The sequence below is a fragment of the Kitasatospora sp. NPDC101176 genome (assembly GCF_044768035.1).
In the GTDB taxonomy this organism is placed as follows: Bacteria; Actinomycetota; Actinomycetes; order Streptomycetales; family Streptomycetaceae; genus Kitasatospora.
Window position 1 is genome coordinate 117654 of the sequence record NZ_JBIWPA010000001.1, and the last position, 22566, is coordinate 140219.

Genomic DNA, 22566 nt, shown 5'->3' on the forward strand with positions numbered 1-22566 from the left:
GATCGGTGCCCGCTCCGGTCGGGTACGGCAGGACCCGACCGGAGCGGCAGGAACGCGGAGCGGCAGCACCCCGGAGCGGCGCAGCAGTGCGGCGGGGTGGCTCAGACCAGGCCCTGGGCCAGCATCGCGTCCGCGACCAGCTCGAAGCCGGCGATGTTGGCGCCCACCACGTAGTCGCCCGGGTGGCCGTAGCGCTCGGCGGTGGTGAAGCAGGAGTCGTGGATGTGCTTCATGATCCCGGCGAGCCGCTCCTCCGTGGCGGCGAAGGTCCAGGAGTCGCGCGACGCGTTCTGCTGCATCTCCAGCGCGCTGGTCGCCACCCCGCCCGCGTTGGCCGCCTTGCCGGGGCCGAAGGCCACTCCGGCCGCCTGGAACACCCGCACCGCCTCCGGCGTGGTGGGCATGTTGGCGCCCTCGGCGACCGCCTGCACGCCGTTGCGGACCAGGGCGAGCGCGTCCGCCTCGGTCAGCTCGTTCTGGGTGGCGCAGGGCAGCGCGACGTCGCAGGGCACGCTCCACACGCCCGAGCCCTCGACGAACCGGACGTGCCCGCCGCGCAGCCGGGCGTAGTCGGCGACACGGCCGCGCCGGACCTCCTTGACCTCCTTGAGCAGGTCGAGGTCGATGCCCTTCTCGTCCACCACGTAGCCGGAGGAGTCGGAGCAGGTGAGCACCGTCGCGCCGAGCTGCTGCGCCTTCTCGATGGCGTAGACGGCCACGTTGCCGGAGCCGGAGACGGCGACCCGCCGCCCGTCCAGGCCCTCGCCGCGGCTGCGCAGCATCTCGGCGGTGAACATCACGCAGCCGTAGCCGGTCGCCTCGGTCCGGACCTGCGCGCCGCCCCAGCCGAGGCCCTTGCCGGTGAGGACGCCGCTCTCGTAGCGGTTGGTGATCCGCTTGTACTGGCCGAAGAGGTAGCCGATCTCCCGGCCGCCGACGCCGATGTCCCCCGCCGGGACGTCGGTGTGCTCGCCGAGGTGGCGGTGCAGCTCGGTCATGAAGGACTGGCAGAACCGCATGATCTCGGCGTCCGAGCGGCCCTTGGGGTCGAAGTCGGAGCCGCCCTTGCCGCCGCCGATGGCGAGCCCGGTGAGCGCGTTCTTGAAGATCTGCTCGAAGCCGAGGAACTTGACGATGCCGAGGTTCACCGAGGCGTGGAAGCGCAGCCCGCCCTTGTAGGGGCCGAGGGCGCTGCTGAACTCGACCCGGAAGCCGCGGTTGACGTGGACGGCGCCGGAGTCGTCCGTCCACGGCACCCGGAACATGAGCTGCCGCTCGGGTTCGCAGATCCGCTCGATGATCCGGGCGTCGACGAGCTCGGGGCGCTGGGCGAGGACCGGGCCGAGGGTCTCCAGGACCTCGTGGACGGCCTGGTGGAACTCCGCTTCGCCCCTGTTCCGGCGGACGACCTCCGCGTAGAGCGCCTCGATGACGCGCTGTTCGGCGTCGAAGGGGTGCGGGGAGGCTGCGGCGTGAGGGTTGGTGGGCATCAGATCAGGACCTTCCGTGGTCGTCGGTGGTCGTGCGCGAGGCGTTCCCGTGCCCAGGAAACGGGGGAAGTCTCGCCGTGTCCAGGACCCGGCTCCCGGGACATCCACATGCTGAAACCCCCTCACCTCGCGGACCGTACGATCCGGCAGCGCCCTCGGGTCCGCATGGAGCCCGGCTGAACCCCCGCGTCCGGGAAGGGCTCACGCCGACGGGAACGGGTCGCGAACAGGTCGGGAACAGGTGGGGCGCGGGCGCTGTTGTGCGCCTGCGTGCACCCGGTGGGCACGGACGGTACCCAGTTGTTCAAATTGGAACGACCGAGTACGGTCGACACCCGGCTCACCCGGAGCCGCCCGGTCCACCCCTCATCGACGGAGGCCCACCCATGCCGCAGCCCGGCCCCGCCACGGTGCGCTCGCGCGTGCGCATCCCGCTGACCTTCCCCGACGGCTACCGCGCCGAGGCGGAGGCCTTCACCTTCCACGGCCTCGCCGACGGCGCCGAGCACTTGGCGCTCGCGTTCGGCGAGGTGCCGGAGGGCGGCACCCCGCTGGTGCGCCTGCACTCGGAGTGCCTGACCGGGGACGTCTTCGGCTCCGACCGCTGCGACTGCGGCCCGCAGCTGCGCGAGTCCGTCGAGCGGATCGCCGAGGCGGGCGGGTTCCTGCTGTACCTGCGGCAGGAGGGCCGGGGCATCGGCCTCTACAACAAGCTCGACGCCTACGCCCTGCAGGACTCCGGCCTGGACACCTACGACGCCAACACCGCGCTCGGCCTGCCCGAGGACGGCCGTGACTACACCGCGGCGGCCCAGATGCTCGCCGCGCTCGGCGCCGCCACCGTCGATCTGCTGAGCAACAACCCGGACAAGGCCGCCCAGCTGGCCGACCTCGGCGTCACCGTCCGGCACCGGGTGCCGACCGGCGTGCACCAGAACGCCAGCAACGTCCGCTACCTGCGGGCCAAGGCGGAGCGGACCGGGCACTCGATCGAGCTCTCCCTGCTGGTCGGCTGAGCCCGCGGCCCCGCCCGGACCCGACCCGCCCGGACCCCGCCCGACCCGCCCGGACCCCGCCCGACCCGTCCGGACCCCCGTCCGGACCCCCGCCCGACCCGTCCGGACCCCCACCCGGGAAGCGTCCCCGGGAAGCACCCCCGCAGCGGCGCCGGCCCGAGGACCGCAGCCGCCGTCAGCGCCCCGTGCGCAGCACCGCCCGCTGGATGCCGAGGCAGGCGAGCGGGAGCGCGACCAGGACGGCCGCCCAGAACGCGCCGTGCCCCCAGAGCTCCGCGACGGACCGGTACAGCGGCCCGGCCACCGGGATGCGCAGGGCCTCCATCGGTCCGAGCGGCGGGGGCAGCGCCCCGAGCAGCAGCGTGCCGAGCACCCAGAGGGCGAAGAGCCAACGGGCCGTCCGGGCGCGGGCGAGGGTGGACGCGATCGACACCGCGGCCAGCAGCAGGGTGAAGCCGGCCTGGTAGGCGGCGCCGACCTGGCCGGTTCCCCAGGACGCCGGGGTGGTGTGGTGCCCGACGGCGGCCAGCCGCACCTCGACGGCCGACCCGAGCAGGAGCACCAGGACGACCGTGCCGCCGAGCGCGAACCGGACGCGGTCGCGCACCCCGGCGGGGCCGGGCCGCCAGTCCCGGGAGGCCGCCGGCCGGCCGGCGGCGCCACCCCTCGCGCCGCCCGGCGCACCACTCGCCGCCCCGCCCGTCGCCCGTCCCGTCGCCCCGCCCGTCGCGCCGCCCGTCGCGCCGGACGGACGGGGGGCCCGCCGCGGCGCCCGCCCGGCGCCGTCGTCCCGGGCGGTCCGGGCCGCCCGCATCAGGCGGGTGGCACGTTCGGCCAGCACCAGCGCCAGCACGACGCCGACGGTGGCCGCCACCCCGGCCCAGCTCCCCATCCCGCCCTCGAAGGTCACCACCCGGTCGACCACCGCCGGCGGCGGCTTGAGCACCGTCATCGGCGGCCCCAGCCGCAGGTAGCCGATCGCCGCGGCCCCGGCGGCGACCAGCGCGACCGTGCCCCGGCCGACCCGGGCGGGGAAGGCGACCAGGATGAGGGCCGCGGCGAGCGCCGCGCCCAGCTGCGGGGCCACCGACCGGGCCGCGTGGTCGCCGGCGGTGCGCAGGTGGCCGCCGAAGAGGCTGTTCGGGAAGACCTTCAGCTGGTTCCCGGCGTCCACGCTGAGCCGTGCCAGCGCGCCCGCCCAGAGCAGCAGGGCGAGGGCGACGAGCAGCAGCAGGGCCGCGGCGGCCCGGCGGGGCAGGCCGGAGCGGGCGTCCGCCCACCAGGCGCGGATCCGCGGGGCCGCCCCGGCCCGGAGCCGGCGGGCGGCGGCGGCCGCCCGGTCGGTCCGGGTCGCTCCGCCCGTGCGGGTCGCCGCTGCGCCGCGTTCGGTCGCGCCGCCCGCCCCGACCGCGCCGCGCCGGGCCCGCAGCGCCTCGGCGGCGACCAGGGCCGCGCAGCCGGACACCTCCCCCGGGTCCGCCGCCACGGCGCGCCGGCGCAGCAGCGACCAGCGGCGCCGCACGTCGTCCGCCCGCCCGCCGCGCACCGCCGTCCAGGCGGCCAGCACGGCGTCCGCCACGGCGGCCGCGACCACGGCCAGCAGCACGGAGAGCCGGCCCGGCAGGGGCAGCCGGTGCAGCGCGCCGGGCAGCGGGGAGAGCCGGGCCAGCAGCCGGGCGTGCTCCTGGGGCTGGACGGTCAGCCAGACGGCGAGCCGGTACGCCTCGGCCCGCTCGTCCGCGCCGAGGCCGTCGCCGGTGCGCCGGCCGCCGCCGAGCTCGTGGGCGGCGCGGTCCGCCTCGGCCACCACCTGCGGGACCCGGCCGAGCCCGAGCAGCCGCCCGCAGTGCTCGCCGGAGCACTCGGCGTGGTCGCAGTCGTAGCGGGCGGCGACGGCCGGCACCGAGGCGGCGAGCAGCTCGTCGACGAAGGCGACGCCGTCTGGCCCGGCGGCGATCCGGGTGAGGCCGTCCGCGTCGACCGGGCGCTCGCGGTAGACCGGGACGGCGGACGGCGCGAAGGCGGCGCCGAAGGCGAGGACCGCGAGCGCGGCCGCCGCCGCCCGGCGCGCACCGCGGGCGGTGTCGACCGCCCGCAGGTAGTGCAGGTCGAAGAGGGTGTCCCGGACCTCGTCGCGCAGCCAGGCCAGCAGCTGCTGCGCGCCACCGTCGACGAGCCACTCCGCCGCCTCCCCGGAGCGGTTCAGCATGCTCCGGGCCAGGACGGACGGGGCGTGGTACGGGTCGCCGAGGAAGGTCACCGGGCGGTGCGCGGGGCCGCCGCCGGGGCCCGGGGCGGGCCGCTGGGGCCGCACCACCACCGGGCTCTCGCCCGCCAGCCAGCGGGTGACCTGCGGGGCCCGCCAGCGGTGCGCCGGGTTCCTGGTCAGCAGGCCCTGGAGCAGCAGCAGCCGGCGCGGATCGGCGACGGCGGACAGGTCCGTCCCCTCGCCGAAGACCAGGTCGTACTGGAGCACCTCGTCGCTCACCAGCAGGCCGTCCGCGTCGAGGTAGTGGGGCCGGCCGGAGTACAGCTCGTACAGCACGTTGCCCAGGCCCCACCAGGGCCCGGCGGGGTGGTTGGCGCCGGCGAGCTGTTCGGGCGCCATGTAGGCGACGGTCACCTGCATCTCGGGGGTGAAGCTGCGGCTGGCGGTGAGCCGGGCGATGCCGCCGAAGTCCGCGATCACGAACTCCCCGGGGCCCTCCCCGGGGCCTGCGCCGCCGGGCCGGACCAGGATGTTGGAGGGCTTGAAGTCCACCGGGTTGCGCTCGATCCGGCGCTGCCAGAAGTCCAGCATGTCCACGAGCTCGCGGACGATGCGGTCGGTCTCCCGCCCGTCGGTGTGCCGGCCCTGCCGGTGCAGCTCGGCGACGTGGTCGGCCAGGGTGACCGGCAGGTACTCCATGGCCACCCAGGCGCAGCCCACCCCGGCGTGCTCGACCTGGCCGTAGTCGACGATCTCGGGCACGTGCCGCCGGTGGGCCGGGTCGCGCAGGTGCTCCAGCAGCTCGGCGTCCATGCCCTGCCCGGCCCGGGTGACCTTCACCGCGGCGTCGCCGCCGCCGTCGGTGCGCCGTACGTGCCAGACCGTCCCCTCGGTGCCCGATCCGGCGACCTCGTAGGGCTCGTAGCGGTTGAGCAGGGCCGCGGGGAAGGCCCCGCCGAAGTGGCCGCCGCGGGCGGGGGCCGGGCGCCGGGTGACGGTCGGCGGGGTGGCGCCGCGCGGCGGGGTGACCCTGGTCGGCGCGTCGGGCGGGGTGCGGAAGCGTCCGAGCCTGGTCGGCGGGTCCGGTGCGCCGTCCTCCCGGCCGCCCCAGGGCCGCCGGTCCACCCTCGTCCGCGGGCCCGTCCCCGTCCCCGTCGGCACGCCATCGGCCATCCGCCACTCTCCCGCCCGCCGCCGCAACCTTGACGCATCATCATGTCGCGGCTTCGGGACAGCGGTTACCGCTTTTCACCGGGCCTGTGGCCAAGCCGTTACGCGCCGCCGTGGCGCCAGACGTCGCCGATGGGGGCGGTGGCCGCGGCGGCGCCGGTCGGCGGCAGGCCGTAGGCGTCCTCCAGCGTGCGCAGCAGCCGGTAGTGGTCGATCCGCTCGCCGTAGTGCCCGGGGGCGACCGGCCCGCCCACCACGACGGTGGGGATGTGGTTGGCCGGGCTCCCGTCGTCCTCGTCCCAGGTGACCACCAGCAGACTGTTGTGGGTGGCGGCCCAGTCGGCGTAGCCGGCCAGGTTGTCCCGGAGCCAGTCGTCGCCCTGCCGGACGGTGCCGTCGTGCATGTCGTGGGTGAGGTCCGGGACGACGAAGGACACCGTCGGCAGCGCCGCGTAGTCGTGCGGGAACGCGGAGAACGGCTGGTTGACCTCGGACGGCAGGTCGGCGAAGTCCACCCACGGGTTGTGCCTGCGGGCGTAGCCGCCGTTGTCGCAGACGGTGGAGCCGGCGGCCGGCAGGCCCTCGGAGTAGCCGGCGAAGGACAGTCCGGCGGTGCGCAGCGCGGAACCGAGGTTCGCGCCGCCGAAGGTCTGCGGGCAGGAGTCGTCGGTGACGCCCTGCACCGAACCGGAGAAGAGCGCCAGGTAGTTGGGCTGGCTGGGGTGCGCCACGGCGAAGGAGCCGGTGAACAGGGCGCCGCGGTCGGCGAGCGCGTTGATGAAGGGCGCCTGGTCGGTCCGGCCGATGACGTCGGGGTAGGACCGGTTCTCCTCCATCACGACCACGACGTGGTCGGGGCGGGGCACCGCGCCCCCGGCACCCGACGGGGCCGCCGCGCCCGGGGCGGCGCCCGAGCCCGGGACGGCGCCCGGGCCCGACGGGGAGACGGTGGCCGACGGGGAGGCGGTGGCCGCGCAGCCCGCCAGCAGCAGGGCGGCAGCGGCCGCACCGACGGCCCCGCCCGTTCGGCGGCGCCGGCCGGCGGCCCGCGGCACCGCCCGGATCACCTCTCCAGCCTGGTCGCCCCCGGCGGGCGCGGCAAGCGCTGCCGCCCGGCGGAGCTGCTCCGGCACCGCCGAACCGCCCGGGCCTCAGGCGTCCCTGAAGCCGATGACGCGCTTGACCGCGCCGCGCATCCGCCGGTCGGCCGCCGTCAGCGGCAGGCGCTCGCGGTAGTACGCCGGGTTGCGCACCGCGCGGGCGCCGAAGCTCTCCTTGAACTCGGCCAGCGAGGAGTCCGGCCGGGCGTCGCCCATGTCGTAGCAGCGGCTCCCGGCCGCGCAGGCGTCCTCGACGGCGAGGCGGTGCAGCAGGTGGTTGGCGCGGACCGGGTTGGCCAGGGCCCGGTCCATCGCGCCCCGCCAGTACTTGGTGTGGTCCCCGTGCCGCAGGACGACGATCGCGGCGGCCGGCTCCCCGCCGCAGCGCGCCAGCCAGATCGCGCAGGAGGGGCCGAAGCGTTCGGCGACCGCCTCCAGCAGGCGCGGCGGCTCCTCCCGGCGGTGGCGCCACCGGGCCAGGGCGGGCGGCTCGTGCTGCTGCGCCGCCCACCGCTCGACCGACTCCCGGTAGAGGCGCTGGAAGAGCGGAACCAGCCGGCCGGTCCGGTCGACCTCCACCTCCACCCCCGCGCGCTCGGCCTGCCGCACGCCCCGGCGGACCCGGGCGTGGAAGCGGCGGGCCCAGACCTCCTCGAACCCGCCGTCGAGGTCGAGCAGGAAGGTGGTGCGGTCGTAGGCCGCGAAGGCGCCGGGGGCGGCCTCGCCCCAGACCGGGGAGGCCCGGGGGCTGAACCGCACGGCGACCCGGACGGCCGGCCGGTGCGCGAGGTCCTCCAGGACGGCCCTGGCCTGCCGCAGGTCCGGTGCCCCGTCCGGCACGAGGGCCCCGCCGACGCCCCAGCCGGGCCAGGACTCCTCCGCCAGCAGCCGGGTGGCCCGGCGCCGGTGACGCACCAGCGGGACGAGGATCCGGCGGCCGCCGTCGAAGCGGTACAGCCGACTCGCGTCCTCCAGCGGCCAGGCCTCGCAGAGGCAGTCGAGCCACGTCGGGGTCTGCGTCACCAGTGCGCCGCCGTCCCGCCCGAGCAGCTCCCACCACAGGGCGCGCGGCACCGGGCTGGTCACCCGCACACCGGCGGGCGGATTCCTGGGCATGGCACGGGGGCTCCTCTCCGGTCGTCGGGCCGGGGTCCCGCCTCCCAGGCTAGGGACGTCCGGGCGTTCCCGCCGGTCCGCCCGCTCCTCGCCCCCGAACCCCGCCCCCCGAGCCCCGCCCCGGGGTAGCACGGCGGCCGGGCGGCGGCCGGGCGGCGGCCGGGCCCCCGGTCATAGGATGGGCAGGCCGGCCGTACCGGCAGAGCGCCGCGACCGGGCCGGGGAGGCCGAGGACGGGAGCTGCTGGTGGTGAGCAACGGATCCGGCGGCCCGCCCACCGCCACCCGGTCCCTGCGGTCGCGGGGCAGGGCCGTCCTCACCGCCGCCAGGAACTACGACCCGCTGCTGCGCAACGCCCATCTGCTGACCGTCAGTTCACTCCTGACCTCGGCCTTCGGCGCCCTGTACTGGGCGCTGGCCGCCCACTGGTACGACGCGGCCACCGTCGGCCGCAACGTCGCCGCCGTCTCGGCCATGATGTTCCTCGGCGGAATCGGCCAACTGAACCTCGCCAACGCGATGGTGCGCTTCGTGCCCTCCGCCGGCCGGCGCGCCGGGCGCCTCGTGGGGCTGGCCTACGCCGTGGCCTCGTCGGTCACCCTGGTGCTCGCCGCCGGGTTCGTGCTGCTGATCCCCTGGCTCTCGCCCGGGCTGGACTTCCTGCACAGCTGGGGCCTGGGGCTGTTCTTCGCCGTGGCGACCGCCGGCTACGCCGTGTTCAACCTGCAGGACGGCGTCCTGACCGGCCTGCGGCGGGCGGACTGGGTGGCCCTGGAGAACGGGCTGTTCGCGGTCGAGAAGATCGGACTGCTGGCCGTCCTCGTCGCCTTCGGCGCGGAGAACGGGATCCTGGTGTCCTGGATGGCCGGCCTCGCGCTCGCCCTCGTGGTGACGAACGCCTTCGTCTTCCGCCGCGCCCTGCCCCGGCACCAGCGCGCCGCACCGCAGGCCGCCGCGGACACCTCGAGACCGACCTTCGGCTACCTGGCCGCGGACTACGCCGGTGCGATGTGCTGGCTGGCGGCGGTCAACCTGCCGCCCGTGATGGTGCTCAACCGCCTCGGCGCCGCCGACAGCGCGTACTTCTCGCTGGCCTGGACGGCGCCCTTCGCGCTGTACTGCTTCAGCTCCAACATGGGCTACTCGCTGGTCGTGGAGTCCGCGCGGGACATCACCCGGCTCGACGACTACCGGCGGGTGCTGCGCCACTCCGGTCGGGTGCTGGTGGCGGCGGTGGTGCTGCTGATCGCCGTCGGGCCGTGGGCGCTGCGGGTGTTCGGCGCGGACTACGCCCGCCACGGCACGGTCGTGCTCTGGCTGCTCGCGCTCTCCGCGCTGCCGAACCTGCTCACCACCACCGTCGTCGCCCTGTCCCGGGCCCGGCGCCGGATGGGCGTGGTGGTGGGCGTGCTGGCGTCGCTCTCGGTCACGGTGCTGGCGCTGACCGCGCTGCTGCTGCCGGTGCTCGGCATCGACGGCGCGGGCGCGGCCTGGCTGATCGGGCAGACCCTGGTGGCGGCCGTGCTGCTGTGGCGGCGCTCCTGGTGGCTCCCCGCTCCGCCGCCCGGGGGCGGGAGCGCCCCGACCGGTCCGGCGGCGGCCGCGCGCGGCCGCGAGGGGTGACTGAGGGGGCAGCCTGGACGCCTGGTGCCTAGAGTGGATAGGCACAGCGCCTGCACGGTCCCGAGGGCGCTTCCCCGCTTTCGGGAGCTTACGGGAGTCCACGAATGAACGATGTGCGGACCGCGGCGGCCGACGGTGCACCGGCACCGGTGGACCTGCACCTGACGGTGCCGGAGCTGACCGGCCGTCTCCTCGGATGCGCCTCCGACGGGCAGTGGCTCGACGCCTTCCTGCTGAGCGCCGGTGTGGTCCAGGTGGTCGAGGACGTGCTGGAGGGCACCGCGTGGCGGCCCCGCCGGCTGCTGGACCACCTGGCGAAGGGCGCCCGGCCGGGCGCGGTCGGGGCGGCCCGGGCCGGACTGCGCGGGGCCACCGGGCTCTGGCTGGCCGTACCGCCCGCCCGTGGACTGCGCGCCTGGTGCGGGCGGTTCGCGACGCTGCGCGACCGGCTCGCCGAACTGGCGCTCCAGGACGGGGCGGCCACCGGCCGGCCGCACGGGGAGGGCCAGGACGGCGCCGACCCCGGCCCCACCCGCCCGGACACCGCCGACCTGGACGCCGTCGGCCCGGACACCGCCGGCCTGGCGGCGGAACTGCGCGCCGCGGTGGCCGCGTTGGGCCGGCTGCCCGGCGCCCGGCGGCTGCTCGCCGGGGCGGTGCAGCGCCCGCCCGCCTGCTTCCGCAGCTTCGACCAGCACCCGCAGGACTGCGTCGCCCTGGCCCGGCTGGTCACCGCACGTCACCCGGACCGTCACCGCCCCCTGCTCGTCCTGGGCGTACGCACCTCCGGCAGCCACCTGGCTCCGCTGCTCGCGGCGGCGCTGCGCGGCCTCGGCCACCGGGAGGTGGTGGTCGGCACCACCCGTCCGGGCGCGGCCCTGCTGCCGGGCCGGGCGGCGCTGGTGCGCGAGCTGCGCCGCAGGTCGGGGCTGGTGCTTCTGGTCGACGACCCGCCGGTGACCGGCGGCTCCCTGGCGGGCCTCGCCGGTCTGGCCGTCCGCGGCGGTTTCGCACCGGACTCGGTCGTCCCCGTCCTGGCGTCCTTCGACGGCGCGGGCGCCCTGCCGCCCGCCCTGCGCGGCCTACCTTGCGTGACCCTCCCGGGCCGCGACTGGCACGTCCGGACGCTGCTCGGGCCCGCCGCGCTGGCCGCGGCGGTCGCCCGGCTGCTGCCGCCCGGCCGGCGCCTGCTGGACCTGACGGCCGACGCCCCGGGGCCGCTCTCCCGCCGCGCGCACCTGGCGGTGCCCTGCTCGGCCCGCGTGGTCGACCCGGACGGCGGTGTGCGCACCCTGCCGCTGCTCGCCGAGTGGGCCGGGGTCGGCTACTTCGGGGCGTACGCGGCAACGGTGGCCGGTGCGCTCGCCGGACTGGTCCCGGAGCCGCTCGGGATCGCCGACGGCGTGCTGGTCCGCCCCCGGCCGGAGCACCGGCCGGCCGACCGGCACGGCGTGCCACCCGCCGAGGTCGCCCGCTACGTCGCCGCCCGGCAGCGGCTGCTGGCCGTACCCGCCGACCGGAGCCTGCTGCTGGCCGGTCGCGACCCGGTCTGGGAGGCCTCCGCCCGCCAGCTGGCGCCGGTGGTCGGCCGGCTGCACACGCTGCTCCGTCCGCTGCTGCTGGACCGGCTGACCCGCACCCTGCTGACCCCGGCCCGCCCCTGCGTGACCGACGGCCTGACCGCGCGCCACCGCTGGACGGCGGGCGGCGCGGACGGCGCGGGCAGCGGAGGTGGCAGCAGCGGGCACGGGAGCGGCGCCGGCTGGCGCAAGACCGCCTACGCCGACGGCGCCTTCGGCCACCTCAACCTGGCGAGCTACGACGCCGTCTACGACCTCGCCGGCGCCGCGCACCGCCCCGCGTCCGGCACCACGGACCCCGCCCCGGCCCCGGACCCCGCCCGGGACGCCGCCCCGGACACCCCCGCGGACGCCACGAGGGACACCACGACGGACACCCCCGCGGACCAGGCCCCCGACCGCCCCGCGGACGACGACGCCGAGCTGCTCGCCGAGTACCGCCGCCTCACCGGAGAGGACGTGTCGGACGCCCGCTGGTGCCTGCTGCGGCTGGTCCAGGCCCGGCACGCCGCCGTGCAGGACGGCCTGCCGCCCTCCGAACGGACCCGGGCCGACGCCCGGCGGGCCCAGGCGCGCGCCGTGCAGCGCTTCCTCTCCGCCGTCTACCTGGCGGACCTGGACACCGAGCCGCGGGGGCCGTGCTGCGTCCTCGACGTGGACGGGGTGCTGGAGTCCGACGTGCTCGGCTTCCCCGCCTCCTCCCCCGCCGGCGCGCTGGCGCTGCGCGCGCTGCGGGCGCACGGCTACCGCACGGTGCTCGCCACCGGGCGCTCCGGCCCCGAAGTCGCCGACCGCTGCGCCGCCTACCGGCTGGACGGCGGGGTGGCCGAGTACGGGGCGGTCCTGGTGGACGCGGTGTCCGGCAGTACCGAGGTCCTGCTCGACCACGAGCGCCGCCGGGCCGGCGACGGCGGGCTGCGCGCCCGGCTGGCCGCCCTCGACCAGCCCGCCGCCGCCGACCCGCTCTCCCGCTGGTGCATCCGGGCCTCCGTCCGCTCGCCGCGGGACGGCCGGCGGCACGCGCCGGCGCCGCAGGCCGTCGCGGCCCTGCTCGCCGAGGAGCCGTTCGGCCGGCTGTTCACGACGGTGCCCGGCCAGGCCCAGACCGACTTCGTCCCGCGCGGCTGCGGGAAGGCCCCCGGGGCGCGGGCCCTGCTGGCCCGGCTCGGGGCGGACGGGCCGCCCGCGCTGGCGGTCGGCGACGGCGTCGCCGACGTGGAGCTGCTGGGCTGGGCGGGGCGCGGCGCGGCCCCGGCGAACGCGGAGCGGGCCGTCCGGGCGGCCGGCGTCCCGGTGACGCGGCGCGCCTACCAGGCCGGCCTCGCCGAGGCGGTGGGCCGGCTGATCGGGCACCGGCCCGGCGGCTGCCCGCTGTGCCGGGCACCGCGCCCGCCCGCCGACGCCCGCGCCCTGCTGGCGGTGCTCGCCGTGCCGGAGGCGGGCCGCTCCGGCGCGCCGCTGCGGCTGGCCCGGCTGGCCGTGGCGGCCGCGCGCACGACGCCGGCCACCCCGACCCCCCGGGCCGCCGGGACCTCCCGGACCACCCGCACCGCGCCGCCCGCCCGGGCCGGCCGGACCGCACCCCCTGCCGCGGCCGCACCGGCCGCGCCGAACCGCCCGGGCCGGGCCGGATGAGCCCGGCGGTCCAGCGCCTGCGCCGCGCCCCGCAGCCGTACCGGGCACGGGCCCGGTCCGTGCTGGCCGCGCAGTGCGCACTCGCCGCGGAACTGGTGCTGCGCCGGACCCGCCGACTGCCGCCCGGGCACCCGGGCGCGGGCGGGCACGCCCCCCGGCTGCGGTCCTCCCCCCGGGCGCTGCTGCCGCTGCGCCGGGCCCGGCTGGTCTACCGCATCACCGACCACTGGAAGTCCCGCAGGATCGCCCGCCGGCTGGGCCTGGACGGCACCTGCACCCTGCGGCCAGGGCCCCCGGGGCTGGCCGACGTCCTGGTGCTCTCCCTCGACGCCCCCGGCCGGGAGCGGCTGGCCGTCAAGCACGCCCGCACCGGCCACGCGGTGGCCTCCCTCGACCACGAGTGGCGGGTGCTGGAGACCCTGGCCGCCGACGCCCGGCTCGGCGGCTGGCGCGCCCTCGTCCCCGTGCCCGTCCACCAGGAGCTGACCGGGCCGCTGCCGCTGATCACCGAGAGCTGGCTGCCCGGGACCACCGCCGACGAGCTGCTGGCCGCCCCCGGCGCGGACGACGGGGTCGCCGAGCGCGCGCTCACCGCCGTGGCCGAGCTGCACCGGGCCACCGGGCGCACCGAGACCGCCACCGGCCGGCTGGTGGCCTGGGTCGACGAGCCCCTGGGCGTGCTCGGCACCGACATCCCCTGGTGCCGCACCGGGAAGGGGGCCGCCGGGCTGGCGGCCCTGCGCCACCGGCTGCGGGCCGGCCTCGCGGGCGCCGAGACCACCGTCGCCTGGACCCACGGCGACTTCCACGCCGGCAACGTCCTGTTCGACGGCCGGGGCAGCCGGGTCACCGGGATCCTCGACTGGGGCGGCGCCCGCCCGGACGGCCCCTGCGCCATCGACGCCTACACCTTCGTGATCGCCCTGGCCTGCCGCCGGGAGGGCCGCCAGCTCGGCAGCGCCGTCCGGGAGATGGTGCGCCACGGCGCACTGCCCGGGCCGGGCCTCGCCCTGATCGACGGCACCCGCGACGACCTGGTGGACCTGCGCCGCAGCGGCCCGGCCGGACCGCCGGACGACGCGGTGCTGCCCCTGCTGACCTGGCTGTGGCACGTCGTCTCGAACGTGACCAAGTCCCCCCGCTACGCGCGCAGCCACTGGTGGGTCTCGCGCAACGTGACCCCGCTCCTGGAGGAGGCCGCCACATGGCGGGCGACCCGGCCGTGACGCCGGTGTCGGCGCCCGGGCGGCCGCCCGCCGCCGGGGCGACGCAGCGCCGCCCCCGCCGGTTCGGCCGGCTGCCCTCGCTGACGGGCCGCGCGCTGCTGCCGGTCTCGCTGCTGCTGTGGCTGCTCTCGCTGCGCCACGTCCACCTGGAGCGGATGGGCGATCTCGGTCTGCTGCAGGTGCTGCCGGTCCTGTACTGGACGGCGGCCGGCCTGCTGACCGCGGGCTTCCTGCTCGTGCTGCGCGACCGCCGGCTCCGCCAGTGGTGGCTCGCCGGGTACGTCCTGGCCCTGATCGCCGTCGTCCACGCGACGCCCACGCTGCTCTACGCCAACCTGCGGTACTCCTGGGCGTGGAAGCACGTCGCCGTGATCGACGCGATGCTGCGCCACGGCGGCCCCGTCCCGCAGGCCGGGACGCTGGACCCGTACAACCAGTGGCCGGGCTTCTTCGTGCTGAACGGGCTGCTGCTGCGGCTCACCGGCCTCCACTCGGCGCTCGGGTACGCGAGTTGGGGCCCGCCGCTGTTCAACGCGCTGCTGCTCGCCCCGCTGCTGCTGCTCTACCGGGCGATCAGCACCGACCGGACGCTGGTGTGGGGCGCGGCCTGGGTCTACTACTCCTGCTCCTGGGTGGGGCAGGACTACTTCTCGCCGCAGGCCTTCGCCCTGGTGCTCTTCCTCGCGGTGATCGCCGTGGTGGTCCGCCAGTTGCCCGACCGGACGGACCGGACGGACCGGACGGGCCGGACGGGCCGGGCGCCCGGCCCCGCTCCACCGGGCGGCTCGCACCGCTCGGCCGCCCCCGCACCGGCGACGGGGCCTGCGGCCGGCGCGGCCGCGGGCGACGGGTGGATGCCGATCCGGTTCCTGATGGTCCTGGTGCTGGAGGCCGCGATCGTCTGCTCGCACCAGCTGACCCCGCTGATGCTGATCAGCTCGCTCGCCGCGCTCGCGATCCCCCGCCGCAACCGCCGGGTGGTGCTGCCCGCCCTGGCGGCCGCCGTGGCGATGACCGTGGTGTGGGACGCCACCGTGGCGCGCCCGTACCTGTCCGCGAACCTGGGCCAGTTCACCAAGGCGCTCACCACACCGGACTCCAACATCAGCGCCGGTCTGGCCAACCTCGGGATCGCCGCGCCGCAGCAGGTCACGGTCGACTGGATCGACCGCGGGCTGTCCGCGACGGTCGTCCTGCTGGCCGTGATCGCCTTCGTCCGCCGGCCGTGGCTGCGGCGCACCCCGCTGCCCTACCTGGCGCTGGCCCCGGTGCCGCTGCTGGCCGCGAACAGCTACGGCGGGGAGATGATCTTCCGCACCTACCTGTTCGCGCTGCCCGCCTGCGCGTTCATGCTGGCGGCGCTCGTGCTGCGGCCCTCCCCGCGGCCCCGGTTGCGCGCGGCCTGCTCGCTGGTCCTGTTCCTGGCACTGCTCGGCGGGCTCTTCTTCGGCTACGACAGCAAGGAGCGGATGAACTGGTACGACGACCGCGAGGTCGCCGCGACCGAACAGCTCCTCAAGGCCGCGCCACCGTACTCGGTGGTGGTGTCGATGACCGGCAGCGTGCCGGGCATCTACGAGGGCTACGACCAGCACCCCGGGGTGCGGCTGGCCGAGACGACCCCGCAGACCCGGGAGCTGCTGAACCAGGACCCGCTGGGCGGGTTGGAGGCCGCGGTGGGCTTCACCCACCCCGGTGTGCCCGCGTACCTGATCCTCAGCCGGGCGCAGGCCGCCGAGTGCCGGCTGACCGGCATCTGCCCGGCGGACCTGGAGGACCGGCTCGCGGAGGTGGTGTCCCGGACCCCCGGGTTCGACCTGGTGTACCAGAACCAGGACGCCGTGGTGTACCGCTTCGTCCCCAACCCGCTGCCCGGCCAGGAGCCGGCCGCGGGCCCGTCGCCGGCCCCGCAGCTCCCGGGCGGTGCCGTCCCCCAGCCAGGAGGCGGGCCGTGAACGGCACCTCGTCCGCAACCGCCGCCCGGGCCGGGTGGGCCCTGGCGCTGTCCGGGTGGGCGGCCCTGGCCGTCTACGCGCTCGCCGACGCCGACCCCGTCCGGGTGGCCGTGGCCGGCGCGTTCCTGCTGCTGTGCCCAGGCCTGGCCGCGGTGCGGTCGGCCCGGCCTGCGCTGGCCGCGCGCGGTGCGCCGATGGACCCGCTGGAGTACTGGGTGCTGGCGGTGGCGCTGAGCCTGGCCGTCGACACGGTGATCATCGTGGGCTTCTACCTGGCCGGCGGGCTCATCAGCGGCTGGGCGCTGGGGGCGGTGGCCGCCGCCACCACGCTGCTGGCGCTGCCGCAGTGCCGCCCGCGCGGCCGCAGACCTCCCCCGGACGGCCCGGACGGCGACGGCGGTCCGGGCGACCGCGACCGGGGCGGACGCGGCACACGCGCACGCGACCAGGGCGACGGCGGCACGGACGGCGGTGGCACGAACGGCAACCGCACGGACGGCGACCGCACGGACGGAAGGCGGCGCCGACGACGGCGGTGGCGCAAGCGCGTCGGCGGGGCCGGCGCGGGCGCGGCTGCGCTGCTGCTGGTCGCCGCGTGCGCCGGGGGCGGCCCGGCCGCCACGGTGACGGCGTCCACCCCGCCGAGCGGCGCCGGGGCGAGCAGCCCCACCGCCGGTCCGACCGCCCCGGCGGCCCCCGGCGCCTGGCACCTGGCCTTCCAGGACGACTTCGACGGCACGACGCTCGACCACGCGAAGTGGGCCACCTGCTACGACTGGAACCAGGACGGCTGCACCAACGCCGGCAACCACGAGCTGCAGTGGTACCTCCCGCAGCAGGTCGGCGTGGGCGACGGCCGGCTGACCCTGAGCGCCGACCGCTCGGACACCCGCGGGAGCGACGGCAAGGACTACCCGTGGACCTCGGGCATGGTCTCGACCGGCCGGGACTCCTGGAACGCGCAACCGCGGCACACCTTCACCCGCGGCTACTTCGCCGCGGCGGTGCGCATCCCCCCGGAGGCCGGCATGTTCCCCGCCTTCTGGCTCCTGCCGGCCTCCCGCACCACCCCGCCCGAGCTCGACGTCGCCGAGTTCATCTCCACCACCCAGTACGTGCAGATGACCGTGCACTTCACCGGGCCGGACGGCAACCCCAGGGACCAGTGGCAGCGCTGGGGCCCGCAGGACTTCCCCGCGGGCGACCACGTGTTCGCGCTCGACTGGGAGAGCGACTCGCTCACCTGGTACGTCGACGGCGTCCAGCGCTACCAGGTCACCGACCCGTCGAAGATCCCGGACGAGCCGATGGAGCTGCTGCTCAACCTGGCCGTCGGGTACCCGAGCTCGCCGCCGCAGAACGTCTCCTCGGCGCGGATGACGGTGGACTGGGTGCGGGTCTGGCAGCACTGAGCCCCCGGGGCCGCCCCGGGAGGCCGCACCCGTCAGGCCCGGGGCGGCCCGCCCGCCGGGCGGCCGAGCAGCGCCCGGCCCCGGCGGTACGCCCGCCAGCCCCTGGTCCGCATCCGCTCCGGGTACGGCGCCACCGGGGCGCCGACGCCCTGCACCCAGCGCCGGAACTCCGCCGCCGGGGTGTCCGCCCGGAGCATCAGCCGGGAGATCCGCAGCGGCTCGTCCCCGTCCGAGCTGAACGCGTTGCCGACCGCGCACGCCGACGTCCAGCCGGACGCCTGGACCTTCTGCCGGACGGCGGCGCTCGAGTAGCCGTGCGGGTAGGCGAACGAGGCGGCCTGGTGGCCCACCGCGTCCTCCAGTTCGTGCTTGCAGCCCCGGATCTCGTCCCACGCCTGCCGGCCGCGCACGGTGTCCAGCTGGGGGTGGGTGCGGGTGTGGCCGCCGATCTCGACGCCGAGCGCGTCCAGCGTGGCGACCTGGCGCCAGGTGAGCATCTCGGCGGGCGGCAGCAGGGTGCCCTCGCCCGCGTGCCCGGGGATGTGCACGGCGCCGGTGGTGACGAACAGGGTCGCCGGCAGGTCCCGGTCGCTGAGCATCGGGGCGACCGTCCAGTAGAAGTCGGCGAACCCGTCGTCGAAGGTGAGCACCGCGCAGTGCTCGGGCAGCGGGGGGCCGCCGCGCAGGGCCGACACCAGCCGGCGCAGCGGGACGATCCGGCGCCCGCCCTCCACCAGCGCGTCGAGCTGCCGGGCGAACACCCGCGGCGACACGGTGTACGGGGCGATCCAGCCGGGAGGGTCGTCGGAGACCGAGTGGTAGAGCAGCACGGGCACGGCGGTCATGACGCGCGCTCCGCGGGGACTGCGCGCACCGGCGCGTCCGGGGCGGCCGCGGGGCGGCCGGGCAGGGCGGCGGCGATCCGGCCGGCGGCGTAGCCGAGCACGGTGACGGACACGCCGGCGAGAAGCGCGGCGGCCCGGCGCGGATCGGCGCCGGCGGCCCGCAGGGAGCGGGCGAGCGCGGCCGGGATGGTCGTGGTGAGGTAGCGGCGCTCGCTCGCGAGAGCGGCGCGGCTGCCGCGCTTGCGGGCCACGGCGGCCTTGGAGCGGCCCTCCGCGAAGCAGCGGGCGCGGAAGTAGGCCCAGGTGGACCGGCCGGCCGGCACGTGGTGGCGGACCACCGCGGCGGGTTCGTGGAGCAGCAGGCCCCGGGGGTCGCGTTCGGCCAGCCGCAGGCACAGCTCGGTCTCCTCGCAGCCGAGCGGGCGGGTGCCGACCCGGCCGAGGTCGGTGCGGAAGCCGCCGGCGGCGAGCACCTCGGCGCGGCGGAAGGACATGTTGGCACCGATGAAGTTGCGCACGGCGCTGCGGCGGGTGGGCAGGCCGCGGTAGGAGCAGCCGACCACCCAGTCGAACTCGGCGGGGAACCAGGACGGGCGCCCGCCGTCCCACCGCGGCAGGACGAGGCCGCCGACGCCCTGGACCCGCGGGTCCCGGTAGGGGGCGAGGAGGTGGCCGGTCCAGCCGGGCTCCGCGGCGGCGTCGTCGTCGAGGAAGGCGACCACCTCCTGGGAGGCGGCGGCCACGCCGGAGTTGCGGGCGCCGGACAGGCCCTGCCGCTCGTGGTTGGGCAGCACCAGGACGCCGGGGAACTCCGCCCCGGCCCGGCGCACCAGCTCCGGGCAGTGGTCGACGACCAGCAGGACCTCGTCGGGCGGCCGGTGCTGGCCGTGCAGCGAGCCGATCGCGGCGCGCAGGTCGTCCCAGCGGTCGAGGGTGTAGGCGCAGACGATGACGGACAGGCCCGGGGGGTTCACGGCCGTCTCCGTTCGTGTGTCGGGAGCCACCGCGGCAGGGTGCACAGCAGTGGCACGGCGAGGGCGGTGGCAGCGGTCGCCCAGGCGAGGGCGGCGCCGGCGAGGCCGATCGCCGACAGCAGCCAGGCGGTCAGACCGGCGGCGGTCAGACCGGCGACGGTGAGGCCGAGGGCGGAGCGGCGACCGACGGTGCGACCGGGGGCGGTGCGACCGGGGGCGGCCGGCACGCGCCCGTTGCGCAGCAGCCGTCCACCGGCCACCACGGCGGCCTGCAGCCGGGCCCGCACCAGGGCGGGGTACGAGCACTCGCAGGGCAGCGGCAGCGGGCAGGAGCAGGTCCCGCGCCCCCGGGCGAGGGCGGCGGCCGCGGTCCGCGCGAACACGGCCCGTCACCCCGTCGCCCGGGCGGTGGCCCGGTCCCGGTGGACGCTGCGCACGTACCCGAGCGGCCCGTACAGCATGCCCTGCAGCTCCAGCCGGGCGAGGTGCCAGCTGGGGCGGCGGCCCGCCGCGCCCGGGTCCGGCCGGGTGCGTGCGCGGCGGGCCGCGTAACGGAGGCCGCCGGGGAGGCGGCGCAACAGGGCGGGCAGCATGGCGGGTTCGTGGTGCAGCGCGGCGGCGAGGTAGGCCCCGAAGCCTGCGCCGTAGCCGAAGGCCTGGGCGGGCAGGGCGTCCATGGTGCGCCGGTGGCGGTGCCAGATGATGGCGTCGGGCGCGTAGGCGAGGGCGTGGCCGGCGACCAGGATGCGGAAGAAGGCGAGCAGGTCGTCGCCGCCGCGGGCGGGGGTGCCGGTGCCGGTGGCGGGGTCGAAGCCGCCGAGGGCGCGCAGCGGGGCGGTGCGGAAGGCCATGTTGGCGCCGGAGCCGAAGCGGCCGGCGGCGAAGGGGAAGAGCGGGTCGCCGAGGCGGTCGGCGAGGCTCCAGGTACGGGCGGCGAAGCCCTTCGCGAAGCCGCCGTGGTTCTCCAGCGCGACCTGGGCGGGGGTGTCGAGTTCGGCGGGCAGGATCAGGCCGGTGACGCAGCCGATCCGCCCGTCCTCGGCGAAGGTCCGGGCGAGGGCGCCGATCCAGTCCGGGTCGGCGAGGGTGTCGTCGTCGGTGAAGGCGGTGATCTCCCCGGTCGCGGCGGCGAGCCCGGCGTTGTGGGCCCGGGCCAGGCCCGCCACCGGCTCGCGCAGGTAGCGGACCCGGCCCCGGTACCGGTCCCTGATCAGCCGTTCGGCGGCGTCGTCGGCGGGGGCGTTGTCCACGACGATGACCTCGGTGCGCGGATAGCCGTTCCGCAGCAGGGAGTCGAGGCAGGGTCGCAGCAGGCCCGCCCGGTTGTGGGTGGCGACGACCACGCTGACCGTGACCGGGCCCGCGGGCACCCGGGCGCGGCCGACCCGACCGGGACGCGCCGCGGGTGTCGCGGTGGACAGTGCGGGAACGCGCAGTTCCCGGTGGGCGGCGTCGACCAGCGCCCGGCGCAGTTCGGCGCTCCCGCCGGCTGCTCCGGTGGCCGTGACCAAGCCGAGCGGGTGTCCGTGCAGCCGCACCAACGCCAACACGCGTCCGGCCGGGTCGACGGCACCGAGACCGCCGGGCGAGCGCAGCCCGCTCGGTTCGTCCAGGTCCAGCTCGACGACGCGGACGGGGGTGTGGAGCGAGTCACGGGCGGCGGGGCGCGGGCAGGCTGCTGCGGTGCGCCGGTCGGTGCCATTCATCAGTGCTCCCCCACGGAGGCGGTCGCCGGGGACCGGGCGCCGGGACGCTCGGCGATCAGGGTCCTCAGCACCCGGCGGCCGTCGGAGACGGCGTGCAGGTGGGAGCGACCGCTGCGGCGGGGGAGTTCCAGGCTCGGCACCTCGGCGATCCGCAGTCCGGAGCGAAGCGCGTGCGCGATCATCTCGGCCTCGATCTCGAACCCGGTGGAGCGGAGGTCGAGGGCGCTCAGGAAGGAGCGGCGGAAGGCGCAGTAGCCGTAGCACAGGTCGGTGAGGCTCGCGTCGTAGAGGCGGTTGACGACGGCGAGCAGGGCCCGGTTGCCGAGCGAACGGATCCGGGTGAGGTCGAGCGAGCCGCCGCCGGCGATGCAGCGCGAGCCCTTGACGAAGTCGAACCCGTTGTCCAGGAAGTGCAGGTAGTGCGGGATCTCGCCGGGCCACATGGAGCCGTCGGCGTCCATCATCACGACGTACTCGCCGGTGGCGGCCGCGAAGCCGGTGCGCAGGGCGTTGCCCTTGCCGGGGCCGCTCTGCTGGACGCTGCGGACGGTGGGCAGGCAGTGCCGGGCCATCGGGACGGTGGCGTCGCTGGACGCTCCGTCGACCAGGATGACCTCGTCGACGCAGGACGGGATCTGCTCGAAGACCCAGGCGATGTTGCGGGCCTCGTTGTGGGCCGGGACGACCAGGCTGACCGAGTGCCGGGCGGCCACCTGGGCCTGGGCGGCCGGTCGGGCGGAGCGGGCGGTGGCGGGCGGGTCGCCCGCACGGCGCATCGGGTGGTGCGCGGTGGCGCGGTCGGTGGCCCGGCGCTGCGGGTGGGCCTCGCCGTCGACGGGCCGGTCGACGGGCGGTTGGTAGGGCCGCTCGGACGGCCAGTCCTCGGACCGCCTGGTCTCGGACCGCCGGTCTTTCGACCGTCCGTTCTCGGACGGGCTGTTCTCGGAGGGCCTGGTCTCGGACGGCCTGGTCTCGGACGGCGGCCCGGCGGACGGCGGTGCCACGGCGGGGTCCTGGGCCACGGAGGCGTGGTTGGTGGAGGGCAGGGTGGTGCTCATCGGGGGCGGCCTCTCGGGAGGGAGGCGACGGGCGGACGCCGGGGACGGCGCGGGCCCCTAACGGTGGCGAACGGGCCTTGGGCGCGGACGGATACGCGCGGGCGGGGCCCGGTGGGGAAGCCCGGAGCGAGGACCTCGGGGAGGCCTCGGGGCTGCCGAAACGAGGGAGGAGCTCCGTGGCGGCCGGATGGGGGTGCGCACCGCCCGGGCCCTCCCCGGCGCCTGCGGCGCCGGTCGTACGAACTGGCCTATGAACCACCGCACCTTCGGGTGCGGAGTGTGCCAGGGCCTCATCGTCCGTCGGCACGGACAGTCACGTCAAGAGGGCTTTGTCCGCTTTTTACCGTAACTTCCCATGACCCGTGGTGACACCGAGTCACCAGACCCGATCCTGCGCCGTCACACGGCGCGACCGGGCCGCCCGGCGCTCCCGGCGGCGCGAGCCCGCCCT

Annotated in this window: 15 protein-coding genes; 6 read left to right on the forward strand and 9 right to left on the reverse strand. The window is 77.1% G+C overall.

Annotated features, from left to right (window positions below; all coding sequences use genetic code 11):
* Positions 1-101: 101 nt before the first annotated feature.
* The gene (gene gdhA / locus ACIRS1_RS00485; protein WP_402835662.1) at positions 102-1490 is read right to left on the reverse strand and encodes an NADP-specific glutamate dehydrogenase; all 1389 of its coding nucleotides are present in this window, start codon (positions 1488-1490) and stop codon (positions 102-104) included.
* A 386-nt stretch (positions 1491-1876) separates the two neighbouring features.
* Between gdhA and ribA the strand changes: the two genes are divergently transcribed.
* On the forward strand, positions 1877-2506 hold the full coding sequence (gene ribA, locus ACIRS1_RS00490; protein WP_402835663.1) for a GTP cyclohydrolase II: 630 nt from the start codon (positions 1877-1879) through the stop codon (positions 2504-2506).
* Positions 2507-2681: 175 nt separating this feature from the next.
* On the opposite strand, the gene ACIRS1_RS00495 is transcribed toward ribA, so the two are convergent.
* From ACIRS1_RS00495 to ACIRS1_RS00505, 3 genes are all read right to left on the reverse strand, one after another.
* A complete protein-coding gene (locus ACIRS1_RS00495; protein WP_402835665.1) occupies positions 2682-5888 on the reverse strand; it encodes a hypothetical protein in 3207 nt (1068 codons plus the stop codon).
* A 98-nt stretch (positions 5889-5986) separates the two neighbouring features.
* Positions 5987-6952: an alkaline phosphatase family protein gene (locus ACIRS1_RS00500; RefSeq protein WP_402835667.1), complete on the reverse strand. Its 966-nt coding sequence runs from the start codon at positions 6950-6952 to the stop codon at positions 5987-5989.
* An 84-nt stretch (positions 6953-7036) separates the two neighbouring features.
* Complete coding sequence (locus tag ACIRS1_RS00505) at positions 7037-8101, reverse strand: GNAT family N-acetyltransferase (RefSeq protein ID WP_402835669.1); 1065 nt, start codon at positions 8099-8101, stop codon at positions 7037-7039.
* A 249-nt stretch (positions 8102-8350) separates the two neighbouring features.
* On the opposite strand from ACIRS1_RS00505, the gene ACIRS1_RS00510 reads away from it, so the two are divergent.
* The 5 genes from ACIRS1_RS00510 to ACIRS1_RS00530 all read left to right on the forward strand — a co-directional run bounded on the left by ACIRS1_RS00510 (position 8351) and on the right by ACIRS1_RS00530 (position 17532).
* Positions 8351-9724, forward strand: coding sequence for a lipopolysaccharide biosynthesis protein (locus tag ACIRS1_RS00510; RefSeq protein ID WP_402835671.1), 1374 nt, complete (start codon positions 8351-8353; stop codon positions 9722-9724).
* Positions 9725-9828: 104 nt separating this feature from the next.
* The gene (locus tag ACIRS1_RS00515; protein ID WP_402835673.1) at positions 9829-12939 is read left to right on the forward strand and encodes an HAD family hydrolase; all 3111 of its coding nucleotides are present in this window, start codon (positions 9829-9831) and stop codon (positions 12937-12939) included.
* Positions 12936-14165: a phosphotransferase family protein gene (locus tag ACIRS1_RS00520; protein ID WP_402835675.1), complete on the forward strand. Its 1230-nt coding sequence runs from the start codon at positions 12936-12938 to the stop codon at positions 14163-14165. Before ACIRS1_RS00515 ends, ACIRS1_RS00520 begins: the two co-directional genes overlap by 4 nt.
* Positions 14144-16120 (forward strand): glycosyltransferase, encoded by a 1977-nt coding sequence (locus ACIRS1_RS00525; RefSeq protein ID WP_402835676.1) that lies wholly within the window; start codon positions 14144-14146, stop codon positions 16118-16120. Before ACIRS1_RS00520 ends, ACIRS1_RS00525 begins: the two co-directional genes overlap by 22 nt.
* Positions 16117-17532: a family 16 glycosylhydrolase gene (locus ACIRS1_RS00530; RefSeq protein ID WP_402835678.1), complete on the forward strand. Its 1416-nt coding sequence runs from the start codon at positions 16117-16119 to the stop codon at positions 17530-17532. The genes ACIRS1_RS00525 and ACIRS1_RS00530 overlap by 4 nt, the downstream gene beginning before the upstream one ends.
* Positions 17533-17564: 32 nt before the next feature.
* Here ACIRS1_RS00530 and ACIRS1_RS00535 read toward each other — a convergent pair whose 3' ends face one another.
* Genes ACIRS1_RS00535 through ACIRS1_RS00555 form a run of 5 tightly spaced genes read right to left on the reverse strand, consistent with a single transcriptional unit; the run spans position 17565 to position 22115 of the window.
* Entirely contained in the window at positions 17565-18377 is an 813-nt protein-coding gene (locus ACIRS1_RS00535) for a polysaccharide deacetylase family protein (protein ID WP_387897308.1), read from the reverse strand.
* On the reverse strand, positions 18374-19351 hold the full coding sequence (locus tag ACIRS1_RS00540; RefSeq protein WP_402835680.1) for a glycosyltransferase family 2 protein: 978 nt from the start codon (positions 19349-19351) through the stop codon (positions 18374-18376). The genes ACIRS1_RS00535 and ACIRS1_RS00540 overlap by 4 nt, the downstream gene beginning before the upstream one ends.
* A complete protein-coding gene (locus tag ACIRS1_RS00545; protein WP_402835682.1) occupies positions 19348-19734 on the reverse strand; it encodes a hypothetical protein in 387 nt (128 codons plus the stop codon). Before ACIRS1_RS00545 ends, ACIRS1_RS00540 begins: the two co-directional genes overlap by 4 nt.
* Positions 19735-19740: 6 nt before the next feature.
* Positions 19741-21057 (reverse strand): glycosyltransferase family 2 protein, encoded by a 1317-nt coding sequence (locus tag ACIRS1_RS00550; protein ID WP_402835684.1) that lies wholly within the window; start codon positions 21055-21057, stop codon positions 19741-19743.
* Positions 21057-22115 (reverse strand): glycosyltransferase, encoded by a 1059-nt coding sequence (locus tag ACIRS1_RS00555; RefSeq protein ID WP_402835686.1) that lies wholly within the window; start codon positions 22113-22115, stop codon positions 21057-21059. Before ACIRS1_RS00555 ends, ACIRS1_RS00550 begins: the two co-directional genes overlap by 1 nt.
* Between the last annotated feature and the right edge of the window lie 451 nt (positions 22116-22566).